Annotated in this window: 7 protein-coding genes; all 7 read left to right on the forward strand. The window is 65.6% G+C overall.

Going from position 1 to position 13,740, the window contains the following annotated elements; translation table 11 throughout:
• The first annotated feature begins 32 nt into the window (after positions 1-32).
• The 7 genes from OOT46_RS16625 to OOT46_RS16655 all read left to right on the forward strand — a co-directional run bounded on the left by OOT46_RS16625 (position 33) and on the right by OOT46_RS16655 (position 13,715).
• Positions 33-4,388: a beta-ketoacyl synthase N-terminal-like domain-containing protein gene (locus tag OOT46_RS16625; RefSeq protein WP_265404742.1), complete on the forward strand. Its 4,356-nt coding sequence runs from the start codon at positions 33-35 to the stop codon at positions 4,386-4,388.
• 1 nt (position 4,389) lies between these two features.
• Positions 4,390-7,443, forward strand: coding sequence for a PfaD family polyunsaturated fatty acid/polyketide biosynthesis protein (locus OOT46_RS16630; protein WP_265404743.1), 3,054 nt, complete (start codon positions 4,390-4,392; stop codon positions 7,441-7,443).
• On the forward strand, positions 7,440-8,207 hold the full coding sequence (locus OOT46_RS16635) for an SDR family NAD(P)-dependent oxidoreductase (protein ID WP_265404744.1): 768 nt from the start codon (positions 7,440-7,442) through the stop codon (positions 8,205-8,207). Before OOT46_RS16630 ends, OOT46_RS16635 begins: the two co-directional genes overlap by 4 nt.
• A gap of 69 nt (positions 8,208-8,276) precedes the next feature.
• Positions 8,277-9,515 (forward strand): thioester reductase domain-containing protein, encoded by a 1,239-nt coding sequence (locus OOT46_RS16640; RefSeq protein WP_265404745.1) that lies wholly within the window; start codon positions 8,277-8,279, stop codon positions 9,513-9,515.
• Positions 9,516-9,548: 33 nt separating this feature from the next.
• Entirely contained in the window at positions 9,549-10,211 is a 663-nt protein-coding gene (locus OOT46_RS16645) for a hypothetical protein (RefSeq protein WP_265404746.1), read from the forward strand.
• Complete coding sequence (locus tag OOT46_RS16650; RefSeq protein ID WP_265404747.1) at positions 10,208-11,008, forward strand: amidohydrolase; 801 nt, start codon at positions 10,208-10,210, stop codon at positions 11,006-11,008. Before OOT46_RS16645 ends, OOT46_RS16650 begins: the two co-directional genes overlap by 4 nt.
• Before the next feature lie 364 nt (positions 11,009-11,372).
• A complete protein-coding gene (locus OOT46_RS16655) occupies positions 11,373-13,715 on the forward strand; it encodes a peptidase inhibitor family I36 protein (RefSeq protein WP_265404748.1) in 2,343 nt (780 codons plus the stop codon).
• The last annotated feature ends 25 nt before the right edge of the window (positions 13,716-13,740 follow it).

Genomic DNA, 13,740 nt, shown 5'->3' on the forward strand with positions numbered 1-13,740 from the left:
CGGTCGGCACGAACTTCAGACTGGGATGCAACATGGACAACATTGCGATCGTCGGTTTGGGCTGCCTGTTCCCGGGCGCCGAGACACCGGCGCAATACTGGCAGAACCTGCTGGACCAGCGCGACTGCACCAGCCCCTTGTCCCGTGAAGAACTGGGTGTGGACCCGGCTTTGTATTACCACCCCACACCTGGCACGGCGGACAAGATCAACTACCACAAGAACGGCCATGTGCGCGGCTTCCGCTTCGACCCCGGCGGCTACCGGCTGCCGGCGGAGGAACTCGCCGCGCTCGACCCGCTGTTCCACTGGACGCTGTATGTCGCCGAGCAGGCCTTGCGAGATGCACACCAGGGTGAAGCGAGCGACACCCTGCGCAGCCGCTGCGGCCTGATCATCGGCAACATCGGCATGCCGACGCACGCCGGGAAACGCCTGCTGAGCGGCTTTTATCACCAGATCCTGACGCCCTATCTGCAGGCTCTGATGGGCCGCCCGGAGTTCCGCTTCGGTCAGCCCTGGAAGACCGACGGACTGTCCGAACTCAACCTGATGACGGGCAGCCACAACGCGACCATCGCGGCGCAGGCGCTGGGATTGGGCGGCCCCTGTTTCTCGATCGATGCGGCCTGCGCTTCGGCCTTGTATGCGATCCAGGTGGCCAGCGACTACCTGCACAGCGGCAAGGCCGACCTGATGCTGGCCGGCTCGGTCTGCCACGCGGACCACATCTATATCGACCATGGCTTCAACGTGCTGCAGGCCTTCCCCCGCGACGGCCAGTCGATCCCCTTCGACCGTCGCTCGGAGGGGCTGAAAGCCGGCGAGGGCGCGGGTCTGATCGCCCTGAAACGGTATGCCGATGCGGTGCGCGACAAGGACACGATCTACGGCGTCATCGAATCCATCGGGCTTTCCAACGACGGTGGCGCCAAACACATCCTGGTGCCGGACATCAACGGCCAGCTGCTGGCGCTGCAGCGCGCTTACGAGGGCATCGACAAGCAGATCGACTATCTCGAATGCCACGCCACCGGCACACCGGTCGGCGACCAGGTCGAGCTGGGATCGGTCGAGGCGTTTTTCGGCGACGCCGGCCGGCTGCCGCTGGTGGGGGCCAACAAGGGCAATATCGGGCACATGCTGACCGCCTCCGGCATGGCCAGCATCCTCAAGGTGCTGCTGGCGATCCGGCACGGCGTGATACCACCCACCCTGGGCGTGGAGGAACTCGTCGGCACGCCGAAAGGACAGCTCGGCATCGAGCAGGTGGTGCGTCAGACCCTGCCCTGGCCCCAGCAGGGCCGACCGAAACGTGCCGGCATCAACGCCTTCGGTTTCGGCGGCGTGAACGCGCACATGGTGCTGCGTGAAGCGGTGCCGCACCAACAGCCGGCCGGCGACGCCGCCCCGCTGGCGCTGGCCCCCATGGCGATCGTCGGTATGGGTCTGTCTCTGGCAGGGACCGAGGCAGTGCCGCAGTTCGAGAGCACCGTGCGTGACGGCCGCCATCACCTCGGGCCCTTGCCGCGTACGCGCTGGCTGGGTCTGGAGGGCCGCGAGGACGTGCTGAAGCCGCGTGGTTTCGACGCTGCGCCGGTGGGTGCCTACATCGAGACCCTGGACTTCGACTGCAAGCACTTCAAGCTGCCGCCGAAGGTGATCGGCAGCCACCTGCTCTCGCACCTGTTCCTGATGCCGGTCGCCGAGCGGGCCTTCCACGACGCCGGCTACCCGCTCGACGGGCGCAAGCGCAATATCGCGGTGATCGTGGCCGGCGACGTGGACTACAGCTGCTCGCGCTACCAGGCCCGCAACGAAGTGGCGTGGCAGCTGCACGACAGCCTGGCGCAGTGCGGCATCACCCTGACGCCCGAGCAGAGCGCCGCGCTGGAGACCATCGCCAAGGACGCGCTGTTCCCCGAGCCCTATCCGGAGGGCATCACCGGCGGCATCGGCAATGTGATGGCCAGCCGCATCGCGGCGCATCTGAAGCTGGACGGTCCGGCGTTTTCGCTCGGCTCGCATGAAAACGCCTCGTTCAAGGCGCTCGAGCTGGCGCAGTTCATGTTGTCGCATCGCCTGGTGGAGGCCGTGATCGTGGCCGGCGGCAGCTTTGCCGGCAGCCTGGAAAACGTGCTGTGGACCCAGCGGCGCCATCCTGGCCTGCCGGTGGGCGAGGGCGCGGGCGCGATCGTGCTCAAGCACGAAGAGGCGGCGGTGGTCGCCCAGGACCGCATCTATGCGGTGATGCGCGGCTTGGCCGTCGCCCACGAGTGCGGACGCAGCACGCGATTCACGCCGTCCGCCGACGCTGTGGCGAATGCGGCGGCGGCTTCGCTGCAGCAGGCCGCTTGCACGCCGGACGACATCGACTATGTCGAGCTGAGCGGCGGCAGCCAGTTGCAGGACAACCGGACCGAAATCGATGGGCTGGACCGCGTGTATGGGGCACGCACCCGTGCGACAGCGGTGGTGGCGGGCTCGGTCAGCGCCAACTATGGGCATCTGGCCTCTGCGCAGGGCATGCTCGGCATCATCAAGACGGCGCTCTGCCTGTACCACCGGTATCTGCCGCCGACGGCCGGGCTGCGGGCCTATCCGGACTGGTCCGCCTGCCGCGCGCTGTGTACCGGCCCGTCCGCCCAGGAATGGGCGCGGCCGCCCGGGGGCTTGCGCCGGGCGGCGGTGAACAGTCTGGGCGTGGACCGTGCCTACGCGCATCTGATCCTTCAGGAGCCGGACGACGCGCAGCGCCGCTCGGCCCGGCACCCGGCGCCGTACCAGGCGCAGGCGGGCGGGCTGATGACGCGCGTTTTCACTGGCCGCGAGCGCACCGTGGCCGAGATGATCCTGAGCGAGGCGAACCGCGCCTTGTTCGGCAGCTCGCCGCAGGCGCCGGCCGCAGCCGCTTCGGCGGCGCTTGCGGAAGCCCGCGTCGGGCCTGCGGCCGCGGCCCACGATCCGCTGGCGCGCCAGTACCTGCGCGCGATCCGGGCGCAGCTGCGTTTCCTGCAGGTGGAGCAGCAGTTCTATCGCCGCATGCAGGGCCTGATCGACGCGCACGCACAGGCGCCCGGTGCCGGGCTGCCGGTACCCACCTTGCCGCTCCCGGTGCTGCAAGCTGTGGTGGCGAAGCCGCCGGCGGCTCCCCGTCGCCCGGTGCTGCTGGACGAAACCCAGCTGATCGAGCTGACGGACGGGTCGGTCGCCAAGGTGCTGGGGCCTGACTACGCGGAGGCCGACACCTACCCGATCCGCACCCGCATGCCGTCGCCGCCCTATCTGTTCGTGTCGCGCATTACCGCGATGTCGGCACAGAAGGGCAAGCTCGAGCCGTGTTTTGTCGAATGGGAATGCGACCTGCCGGAGGACGCCTGGTTTGTCGCGGACGGCCGGGTGGGATCCTTCGTGTCGCTGGAATCGTCTCACGCAATGATCGTGGCCTTCACCTATATCGGCTGCGACCAGCTGTTCAAGGGGCAGTTGCGCTACCGCGCGGTGGACAGCCAGACGACGGTCTACAGCGAGATGCCGAAAGCCGGCGATGTCTTGCGCGGCCGGGTCAACATCAAGTCCTTCCTCAAGGTCGGCAAGAACGTGCTGATCGCCTACGAGTATCTGTGCTATGTCGGCGACCGGCTTTGCTTCAAGCTTGAGGCCAATTCCGGCTTTTTCCTGCCCAGGGACATCGAGAAGTCCAAAGGCATCGAATCCAAGTCCCACCTGAAAGGCCCGCGGCCGGAGCGGCCCTTCGTGCCGCCGCTGCGCTGCACCAAACAGGCGTTCAGCTCGGCGGACATCGACGCCCTGCAGAACGGCGACTTCGAACGCTGCTTCGGCCCGGCCTACCACCGGGTCCGGGCAGGGCGCCTGTACGCGCCGGCAGCCCGCATGGTGGACCGTGTCGTGTCCATCAGTGCCGACGGTGGCGCCTTCGGCCTGGGCGAGGTGGTCGGCGAACGCGACATCGACCCGTCGCACTGGGCCTTCAAGGCCCACTTCAAGAACGATCCGGTGATGCCCGGCACGCTGCTGGTGGAAGGCTGCGAGCAGCTGGTGAAGTTCTACCTGTGTTACCTGGGTCTCTACCACCAGAACGATCTGGTGCCGCACTCGCTGGTCAACCACCACTACAGCGCGAAGTTCCGCGGCGAGGTCAAGTGCGAGCCGGAGACGCTGCGCTACCGCCTGACCTGCAAGTCCATCGACCGCAGAGAGCGAAGCGACGGCCAGGGGCTGGCCAGCCTGACGCTGGTGTTCGTCGCCGAGATCCTCTACCGCGGCCAGGTGATCGGCCTCTGCGACAACCTGGGGGCCGGGTTCCACAGCGTCCAGGACAGCCTCCCGCCGTCATTGAAAACGGTTCAACCAGCCATCGAGGTGTGAAGTGAACAGAGAAGAACTCTGCGTTGTCGCGCGTCCGGCGTCCCTGCCCGGTTCGCCCGAGGGCCGGCCCGGCATAGGCCAGCCGCTCGAGCGCGCCCAGGGCCTGCTGCTGGATCTGGCCCAGCCGCTGCAGGTGCTGCGGCGGCAGGACGGCATCGTCCTGGAGGCGGCCGGCAGACAGACCGCGCCGGACGGCCAGGCGGTGCTTGCCGCGTGCCTGCCTGAATGTTTCGGCGATCCCTCCTTCCTGCAGGACCATGGCGTGCGTTTTGCGTATTGCGCGGGCGCGATGGCGGGCGGCATCAATTCCGAGGAGATGGTCATTGCCCTCGGCAGCCGGCGCATCCTCGGCGTCTTCGGGGCCGGCGGGCTGATGCCGGAGCGCATCCTCGCCGCGGTGCGGCGCATCAAGGAGGCCCTGCCGAACGGGCCCTACGCCGTCAATCTGCTGCACAACCCCAGCCGGCCGGACTGGGAAATGGCTTGCGTCAAGCTGTTCATCGAGCAGGACGTGAAGGTGGTCGAGGCTTCGGCCTATATCAAGCTGTCGCCGGCCATCGTCTATTACCGGGTCAAAGGCCTGGCGCTGGACGTCGACGGCAACGTCTTGCGCGGCCACCGTGTCATCGCCAAGGTGTCGCGTCGCGAGGTGGCCCAGCACTTTCTGAACCCGGCGCCGGACAAGATTGTGCGCAGCCTGTTGGCCGAGGGGCTCATCACCGAGCAGCAGGCCCAGCTGGCCTCCCGCGTGCCGATGGCGGACGACATCACCGTCGAAGGCGACTCGGGCGGCCATACCGACAACGGCGTGTTGAGCTGCATCTTCCGCTCCATCGTCGAGCAGCGCGACGAACTGGCCGAGGCCTGCCCGTCGCCTTTCAAGGTGCGTATCGGCGCCGCCGGCGGGCTGGGCAGCCCGCATGCGGTGCTGGGCGCGTTCGCAATGGGTGCGGCCTATGTCGTCACCGGCTCCATCAACCAGGCGTGCGTCGAAGCCGGCACCTCACCGCGCGTGAAGCAGCTGCTGGGCAAGGCGAAGACGAGCGACGTGGCCATGGCTCCGTCCGCCGACATGTTCGAGCTGGGCGCCAAGGTGCAGGTGCTGACGGCCGGCAGCATGTATGCCGTGCGGGCCCAGAAGCTGTACAGCCTCTACAAGCAGTACGAGTCGATCGAGGCCATTCCAGCGGCCGAAGTGGCGCAGCTCGAGCAGTCCATCTTCAGACGACCGCTGGCCCAGGTGTGGGCCGAGACCGAAGCGTTTTTCAGGACCCGGGACAGCGAGGCCATCACGCTTGCTGCCCGCTCCAGCCCCAAAAAGAAGATGGCGCTGTTGTTCCAGTGGTATCTGGGCCAGTCGTCCCGCTGGGCCATCGCCGGCGATCCGGACCGCGCCGTGGAGTACCAGGTGTGGTGCGGCGCCGCCATGGGCGCGGCCAATGAGTGGCTGAAAGGCAGCCCGCTCGAACCCGTGGAACAGCGCCATGTCGCGGACATCGCCGTCGAGCTGATGGCCGGAGCCGCCTACCTCAACCGTGTCAACGCCTTGCAGCAACTCGGCGTGCCCGTTCCCGAGCGCTGGCGTCGCTATTCGCCCGGCAGCGCACGCCAGGCCGATCCGGACGACGGCGAGCCGGCGGCAGCCCCATCACCTTCACACCGACCCCATCATCGCAAGCAAGAGGATCACAAGATCATGGAAGCCGACACCAAACTGCCCTTGAACAAGTCCAAGGATTTCTACAAGCAATGCTGGGAGCTGATGCCGGGCGGGACGCACTACAACTTCGGCGATCCCGAGCGGCCGCTGGTGATCCCGTTCAACCGCGGTCGCAACTCGCGCGTCTGGGACCTGGACGGCAACGAACATCTGGACCTGTTCTGCAAGTTCGGCGCCCTGTTCGTCGGCCACCACAACGAGGCCTACGACGAAGCCTTGATCAAGTACATGCAGAAGGTCACCTCGGTCGACATCTGCGACCTGGAGGTCGAAGTCTGCAGCCAGCTGATCAGCCACATCCCGTGTGCCGAGATGATCCGCTTCTGCCTCAGCGGCACCGAAGCGGTTCAGAACGCGCTGCGCCTGGCGCGCGGTTTCACCGGCAAGAACCGTTTCATCCGCTTCCACGGCCACTATCACGGCAACGCGGACAACATCATGGGCTGGCGCAAGAAGAAGGACCTGAGCTTCCCGGTGCCGGAGCAGTTCAAGGGTGACCTGCTGGATACCCTGGGCCGCGCCGAAGGCGTGATGGAGTCGCAGTCCTTCGTGCTGCCCTGGAACGACATCCAGGTGCTTGAAGCGACCATCGAACGCTATCACGGCGAGATCGCGGCGGTGCTGATGGAGCCAATCTGCATCAACGGCGGCGGCATCCTGCCGCGCGAAGGGTATCTGGAGCGGGCCAAGGAGATCTGCGAGAAGCACAACATCGTGCTGATCTTCGACGAGATCATCACCGGTGTTCGCCTGGGCCTGTCCGGCGCGCAGGGCATTCTCGGCGTCACCCCGCACCTGGCGACCTTCGGCAAGGCGCTGGGCGGCGGCTCGATGCCGATCTCGGCCATCGCGGGCCGTCGCGACATCATGAACATGTACACCCGCGGCAAGGTGATCCATGCCGGCACCTTCAACGGCTACCCGCTGGGCCTGGCGGCCGTGAAGGCCACCTTCGACCTGGTCGAGAAGGATCCGGGCTGCTACGAGCGCATGGCCGGCTTCACCGCGCAGATCTCCGATGCCTTCATCCGCGCCGCTCATGCCAACGATCTGCCGCTGGTGGTGCAGGGCATGCCGACCGCCCTGGTGTATCACTCCCAGACCACCATGGTCGACCGGTCCGAGGGCTACACCGACAAGGTCAAATTCTGCGACATCATCATCCGTGAGATCGCCAAGCGGTATGGCATCCAGTTCTCGCCCTTGTCGCGCATCTACTCCAACCTGCTGATGAGCCAGGACGATGTGCGCTTTTTCGAAGAGCGCATTTTCGATGCACTGGCCAATGCGAAGAAGGTGATCGACATCACCTTCAAGGAAGGGGAGGCGGCATGAAGCGCCAGATCGCCATCGTCACCGGGGCCGCCGGCGGTTTTGGTGCCGCCATCAGCAAATCTCTGCTGGAGGTCGGGTATGCGGTGGCGGCCACCGATCTGGACGCCGCGAAGCTGGAGCGGCTGGTCCAGCGACTGGGCGCTCACGAGGACCTGAAGACCTTCGTGATGGACGTCACCGACCCGGATCAGGTCGAACAGTGCGCTGCCGCCATCGCCGAGTCGATGGGGCCGAACATCACGGTGCTGGTCAACAACGCCGGCATCATCGGTCGCGGCTTCAGCCTGGCGGAGAAAAGCGTGCTGCTGTCGCGGCAGGTGATCGACGTCAACCTGACCGGGGCTTTCAACTGCACTTCGGCGTTCTCGCGCCACATGGCGCGGTTGAAGTATGGCCGCATCATCAATATCGCCTCGGTGGCGGGGCTGTGGGGAGCCGCGGGCGGTGCCGCCTACGCGGCCTCCAAGGCCGGGCTGATCAAGGCCTCGGAGTCCTGGGCGCGCGAACTGGGGCCGCTGAACATCAGCGTGACCGCGATCGCGCCCGGCATCTGCAAGACCGAGATGCTGGACCGGTTTGTCGACTCGGAGGCCGCCATGTCGGTGGACGAGGCGAAGATCGTCAAGTCGATCGTGCCGGTGGGGCGCTGGGGCGTCCCGGAGGACATTGCCGAAGTGGTGACCTTCCTCGCCACCTGCAAGACCAACTATCTGAATGCCACCGTGATTCCCATGGACGGCGGCATGCGGGTCGGGACGCTGTAGCTGTGGCTGGCGGCTTTGTGTTGTTGAACGAACTCTGTTGAGGAGATGCTCGCGATGGACTACCGGGCCATGTCGACTGTAGGCAATATCGTATTGACCGGCGCCACCGGGGTACTGGGAGGCAGGCTGTTGCAGGAAGTCCTGTGCGCCACCGACGCCCAGGTCTACTGTGTGGTGCGTGCGGAGAATCCCGATGCGGCACGCCGCCGCATCGAGGACGTGCTGTTCTGCTATGACGAGCAGCAAACGCTGAAGGACGAGACCTGGCGCATCGTTCCGGTGCTCGGCGACGTCAGCCAGCCCAGATTGGGATTGAGCGAGGACAGCTACGACGAGCTGGTCGGCTCCATCGACCTGGTATTGCACTGCGCCGCCAACGTCAGCCTGGTGGCGTCTTACAACAAGATCGCGCCGGTGAACGTCGGTGGCGTGGCCAACATGGTGGAGTTCTGCCTCCAGGGCAAGATTCCGCTGCTGTTCACCTCCAGCTTCAGCATGGTCGGCGACAAGCTCTATCACGACGGCTTCGTGCTGAAGGAATGCGACCTGGACGTCGGCCAGGGCTTCGAGGACATGGATTACGAACGATCCAAGTTCGAGGCCGAACGGCTGATCCACGCAGCCGGTCAGCGTGGCCTGGACTGGGTGATCGTGCGGCCGGGCAATATCTGGGGCGACAGCGTCACCGGCTGCTATCCGCTCAAGCAGACGAAGGTGAAGGGCATCTACTACGAAATGCTCAAGTCGCTGGTGGAGACCGGCATGACCTTCCCCTCGAACGAGGACTTCGACATCTCGCCGGTGGACTACGTCGCCAAGGCGGCACTGAACGCCGTGATGAACCTGCATGTCACCAACCGGCGCACCTTCAACCTGACCCAGCCGAACCCGATCACCTACGACGATATCGTGGCGGCTGTGCGCGGCCACGGCTATACGGTGCGGGAAGAGCCGACCCAGCGCTATTTCGAGGCGGTGCAGGAAGGGCGTCTGATGCGCGGCGGCAAACCCTATCGATCGACCTTCACCGACTTGATGTCGGTCTTCTACGACGGCAGCGACTACAAGGAACACGCAAGATACGACACCACCGAGATCACGGCGCTGCTGGCCGACACCGGCATCCGCTGTGCTGCATCGGACCAGACCTTGTTGTCGCGCTATCTGGACTATGCCGTGAAGGTCGGTTTCCTGCCGCCGCCGTCGGCCCAGCGTCCACTGGCCGAGATCAGCGACACGGCCATGGGGGGCGGCTATATGGAAAGCCTCTACGACGCGAACCTGAGCGAAACCGCTCAGCCTGCATGAGCCGAGGCGACCGTGTTGGCCGGCCCCTTTCAGATGTTCGCCGAGGAGCAAGCCGAAGCCCGCCAGGTGCTGCGGTATCGCGTGCTGTGCGATGAGGAGGCAGTCGGACACATCCTCGCGTTACGCCGGGTGGTCCAGTGCGGAGACGAACCGGCCCTGATCCTCCGCAACGAGATGTCGATCCGAGCGCGCGGTCTCTGGTCGGACTATGCGCTCGACACCGAAGAAGAAATGATCCTGGACGGGCGAGGCCTGAGCCGCTATGTCGGCGTGTCGACCGAGGACGGCGACGAGGTCGCCGTCACCATCGATCGCGACGGCGGCCAGCTGATGCTGCATATCAAGGAGGACCGCGTTCACACCGAGCGCATCGCATTGACCGACATCGACGCCACCAGCGAGGATGCGGTGTCCTGCTTCCTGCGCAGCGAGCGACCGCAGTCCGTCCTGCGGGTGCTGGACCTGGACCATTTCGACATCGACGAGCTGCAATTCCGGCTGCTGCCCCGGGAGACGCTCACGGTGGCCGGGACCGAGCGCACGACGCGTGTCGTGGCCTTCGAATCAAAAAAACGCCGGCTCACCGGCAGGGGCTGGTACGTGCCGGACGACAGCGGCTTTGTCCTGGTGCGCGAAGTGAGCCGGGAAAAGGGCGATTTGAACGAAGTTCTTCTGATCGATTGGGAACACACATGACGAACCGGAATGATTTGACGCTGACCCTGGTGCAGACCGATGTCGCCTGGGAGGCGATCGACGACAACCTGGCCCGCATGCAGGAACATCTGGGCCGTGTGGGCGACACCCAGCTGATCGTGCTGCCGGAGATGTTCACGACCGGCTTCAGCATGCGCCCGGCTCTCATTGCCGAACCGATGGACGGCAAGGCCGTGAACTGGCTGCGCGAGACGGCCTCGGCGAGACAGGCCGATGTGGTGGGGAGCGTCGCCATCGAAGACGGCGGACGTTATTTCAATCGGCTGGTCTGGGCCAAGCCCGACGGCAGCCTGTATCTGTACGACAAGAAGCACCTGTTCTCCTTCGCCGGGGAACACGAGCACTACACCCCGGGCAGCGATGACTTGATCGTCCACCTGAACGGCTGGCGCATCGCCACCTTTATCTGCTACGACCTGCGTTTTCCGGTGTGGTCGCGCAATCTGCAGGGCAAGTACGACGTCGCGCTCTACATCGCCAGCTGGCCGGCACGCCGCGCTGCGCACTGGCAGGCCTTGTTGCGGGCACGCGCCATCGAGAACCAGAGTTATGTGGTGGGGGTCAACCGTGTCGGCGTCGACGGCACCGGCCTTCAGTACAGCGGCGACTCGCTCGTCATCGATCCTTTGGGCGAGATCCTGTACCACGGGCGAGCTGGCGAGGAGGTCCACACGACCACGCTGGATCGGGGACGGCTTGAAGAGGTGCGCAGCCAGTTCCCCTTCCTGAAGGACGCGGACCTGTACGAACTGGGCAGCAAGGCGCTGGCGGCCTGAGGCCCGGCTGCGGTACCAGATGTAAAGACTTTGCGCTTCGTAACGCTGCGGCGCCGCAATTCTGCGGCGTCGCAACGGAGCCGCTGCCCCGCTCGGTGGCATCCGCTTTGGAACCGGTACCAATTGTCGGCCCTGTTGCTGTGCAGCAGCCTCGTAGAGGCTCGTTACTCGATCCCCGTCGCCGGTTTCATCGACCCCTTGAAAATCCACCAGCCTTAACGCTCGCTTAAGGAGAGTTTGGCGCGAGCTTTCAAGGTGCTTACTCTACGGGCGTCCCCTTCGTGTGCCGGCCGGCTGTTTCCAGTGCGGCGCTTTTGCGGGGAAAGACGCAGACATTCGTACAACACAACCTTTCAGAGCACTCATGCATTACCCCCGACTCCGCGCGCCCTTGTGCGGCTGGGCGCTGGCCGTCCTGTCCTTTGCCAGCCCCCAGCTCCAAGCGGCCGACTACATGCAAGGTGTTGCAGTGTCCGGCAGCACCGCCACGATCTGGTTCAAGTCCAAGGTCAACACCAGCTGGGTCGATGCCCACTACCAGGTGAGCGGCGGCGTGCCGCAGAACGTGCGAATGAATTACGTCGCCTCGGCGCTGCGCTATGAGCACGCGGTGCCTGTCTCGGCGGGCAAGGTCCTCAGCTATTCCTTCACCTACAACAATGGCACCCCGGCCTACGACACGCCGACCTTGAGCTACACCGTGGGCGGCAGCAATCCCGCCGAGCCGCCGCCGCCGACGACGAGCGGAACGGTCTGCTTTTACGACAACGCGTCTTACGGCGGCGGCTCCTATTGCGCCGACGCAGACAGCGGTTTTGTCGGGGCTGCGTGGAACGACAGAATCTCCTCGCTGAAGCTGCAGCCGGGCCACGAGATCGAATTGTTCGAGCACGCCAACTACGGCGGCCGCAGCCGCAAGTTGACGGCGGACGCCAGCAGCCTCGGCGACTTCGACAATGTCGTCTCCTCGTTCCGGGTGAAAAAGAGCGGGCCCGGCCTGCCCACCTCCGACACGCCGGATTTCGGTCCCAACGTGGTCATCTTCGACCCCTCCACGCCGGCCTCCACCATCCAGTCGCGTCTCGACGCGGCCTTCAGCCCGCAGGTCCTGAGCCCGACCGCGCAGTTCGGCGCCCAGCGTCATGCCTTCCTGTTCAAGCCGGGCAAGTACAGCGGCATCTGGGCCAACCTGGGTTTCTACACCTCCATCGTGGGCCTGGGCCAAAAGCCGGACGACGTGACCATCCAGGGTAGTGTCAACGTGGACAGCGGCTGGAACTACGGCGATGCCGGCAATGCCACCCAGAACTTCTGGCGCTCGGCCGAGAACTTCGCGCTGGTGCCGTCCGGCGGCACGAACCGCTGGGCGGTGTCGCAGGCCGCCCCGATGCGGCGTGTGCACATCATCGGCAACCTGCACCTGGGGCCCTCCAACCAGGACCATGGCCAGGGCTACTCCAGCGGGGGTTATCTCGCGGACAGCAAGGTCGATGGTTCGATTTCCTCCGGGTCGCAGCAACAGTGGTACACCCGCGACAGCCACATCGGCGTCTGGTACGACGGCGTGTGGAACATGGTGTTCTCGGGAGTGGTTGGCGCGCCGGCCACCAGTTTCCCGGCGGTGTGGGGCTCGGCGCCTCCGTACACCTCGCTGCCCACCACGCCGGTGTCGCGCGAGAAGCCCTTCCTCTACGTCGACGGCGCTGGCAAGTACCGCGTGTTCGTGCCCGCGCTGCGCAGCAACGCCTCGGGTGCCAGCTGGGCCAGTGGCACCACCGCCGGCAGTTCGATCCCGATGAGCCGGTTTTACGTCGCCAAGCCGGGCGACAGCGCGGCCACGCTCAACCAGGCCCTGGCCCAGGGTCTGAACCTGTTTTTCACGCCGGGCACCTACCGCCTCAAGGAGACGATCAAGGTGACCCGCGCCAACACCGTGGTGCTGGGGATCGGCTTCGCGACGCTGGTGCCCGAAAACGGGGTGACGGCGATGACGGTGGCGGACGTGGACGGGGTCAGGATCGCCGGCCTGCTGTTCGACGCCGGCACGGTCAACAGCCCTTCCTTGCTCACCGTGGGCACGCGGGGCGCAGCCACGCGCCATGCGAGCAATCCCACCACCATCCAGGACGTGTTTTTCCGGATCGGCGGCGCGGTGGCCGGCAAAGCGAGTACCAGCCTGATCGTCAACAGCCACGACACCCTCATCGACCACATCTGGGCCTGGCGCGCCGACCATGGCAGCGCGCCGACCGGCTGGAGCGTGAATCCGGCGGACACCGGCGTGATCGTCAACGGCGATCACGTGCTGGCCACCGGCCTGTTCGTCGAGCACTACGAGAAGTACGAGGTGATCTGGAACGGCGAGAACGGCAAGACCATCTTTTTCCAGAACGAGAAGCCGTACGACGTGCCGGAGCAGTCGGTGTGGAGAAGCCCGGCCGGCAACGGATATGCCGCGTACAAGGTGGCCGATCACGTGAAGACGCACGAAGGCTGGGGCATGGGCTCGTACTGCTACTTCAACGTCAATCCCAGCGTGAACCTGTTCCATGGCTTCGAGGTGCCGGACACGCCGGGCGTGCGCCTGCACAACGTGTTCACGGTCTCGCTGGGCGGGGTGGGCAGCATCACGCACATCGTCAACAAGGTCGGCGGGACCGCCCAGGGTGTGCAGACCATCCCGCAGAACCTGATCAGCTATCCCTGAGCGACGCGAGCGGGATGTGCGATAG

This window comes from Aquabacterium sp. A7-Y (assembly GCF_026153205.1).
Taxonomy (GTDB): domain Bacteria; phylum Pseudomonadota; class Gammaproteobacteria; order Burkholderiales; family Burkholderiaceae_C; genus Caldimonas.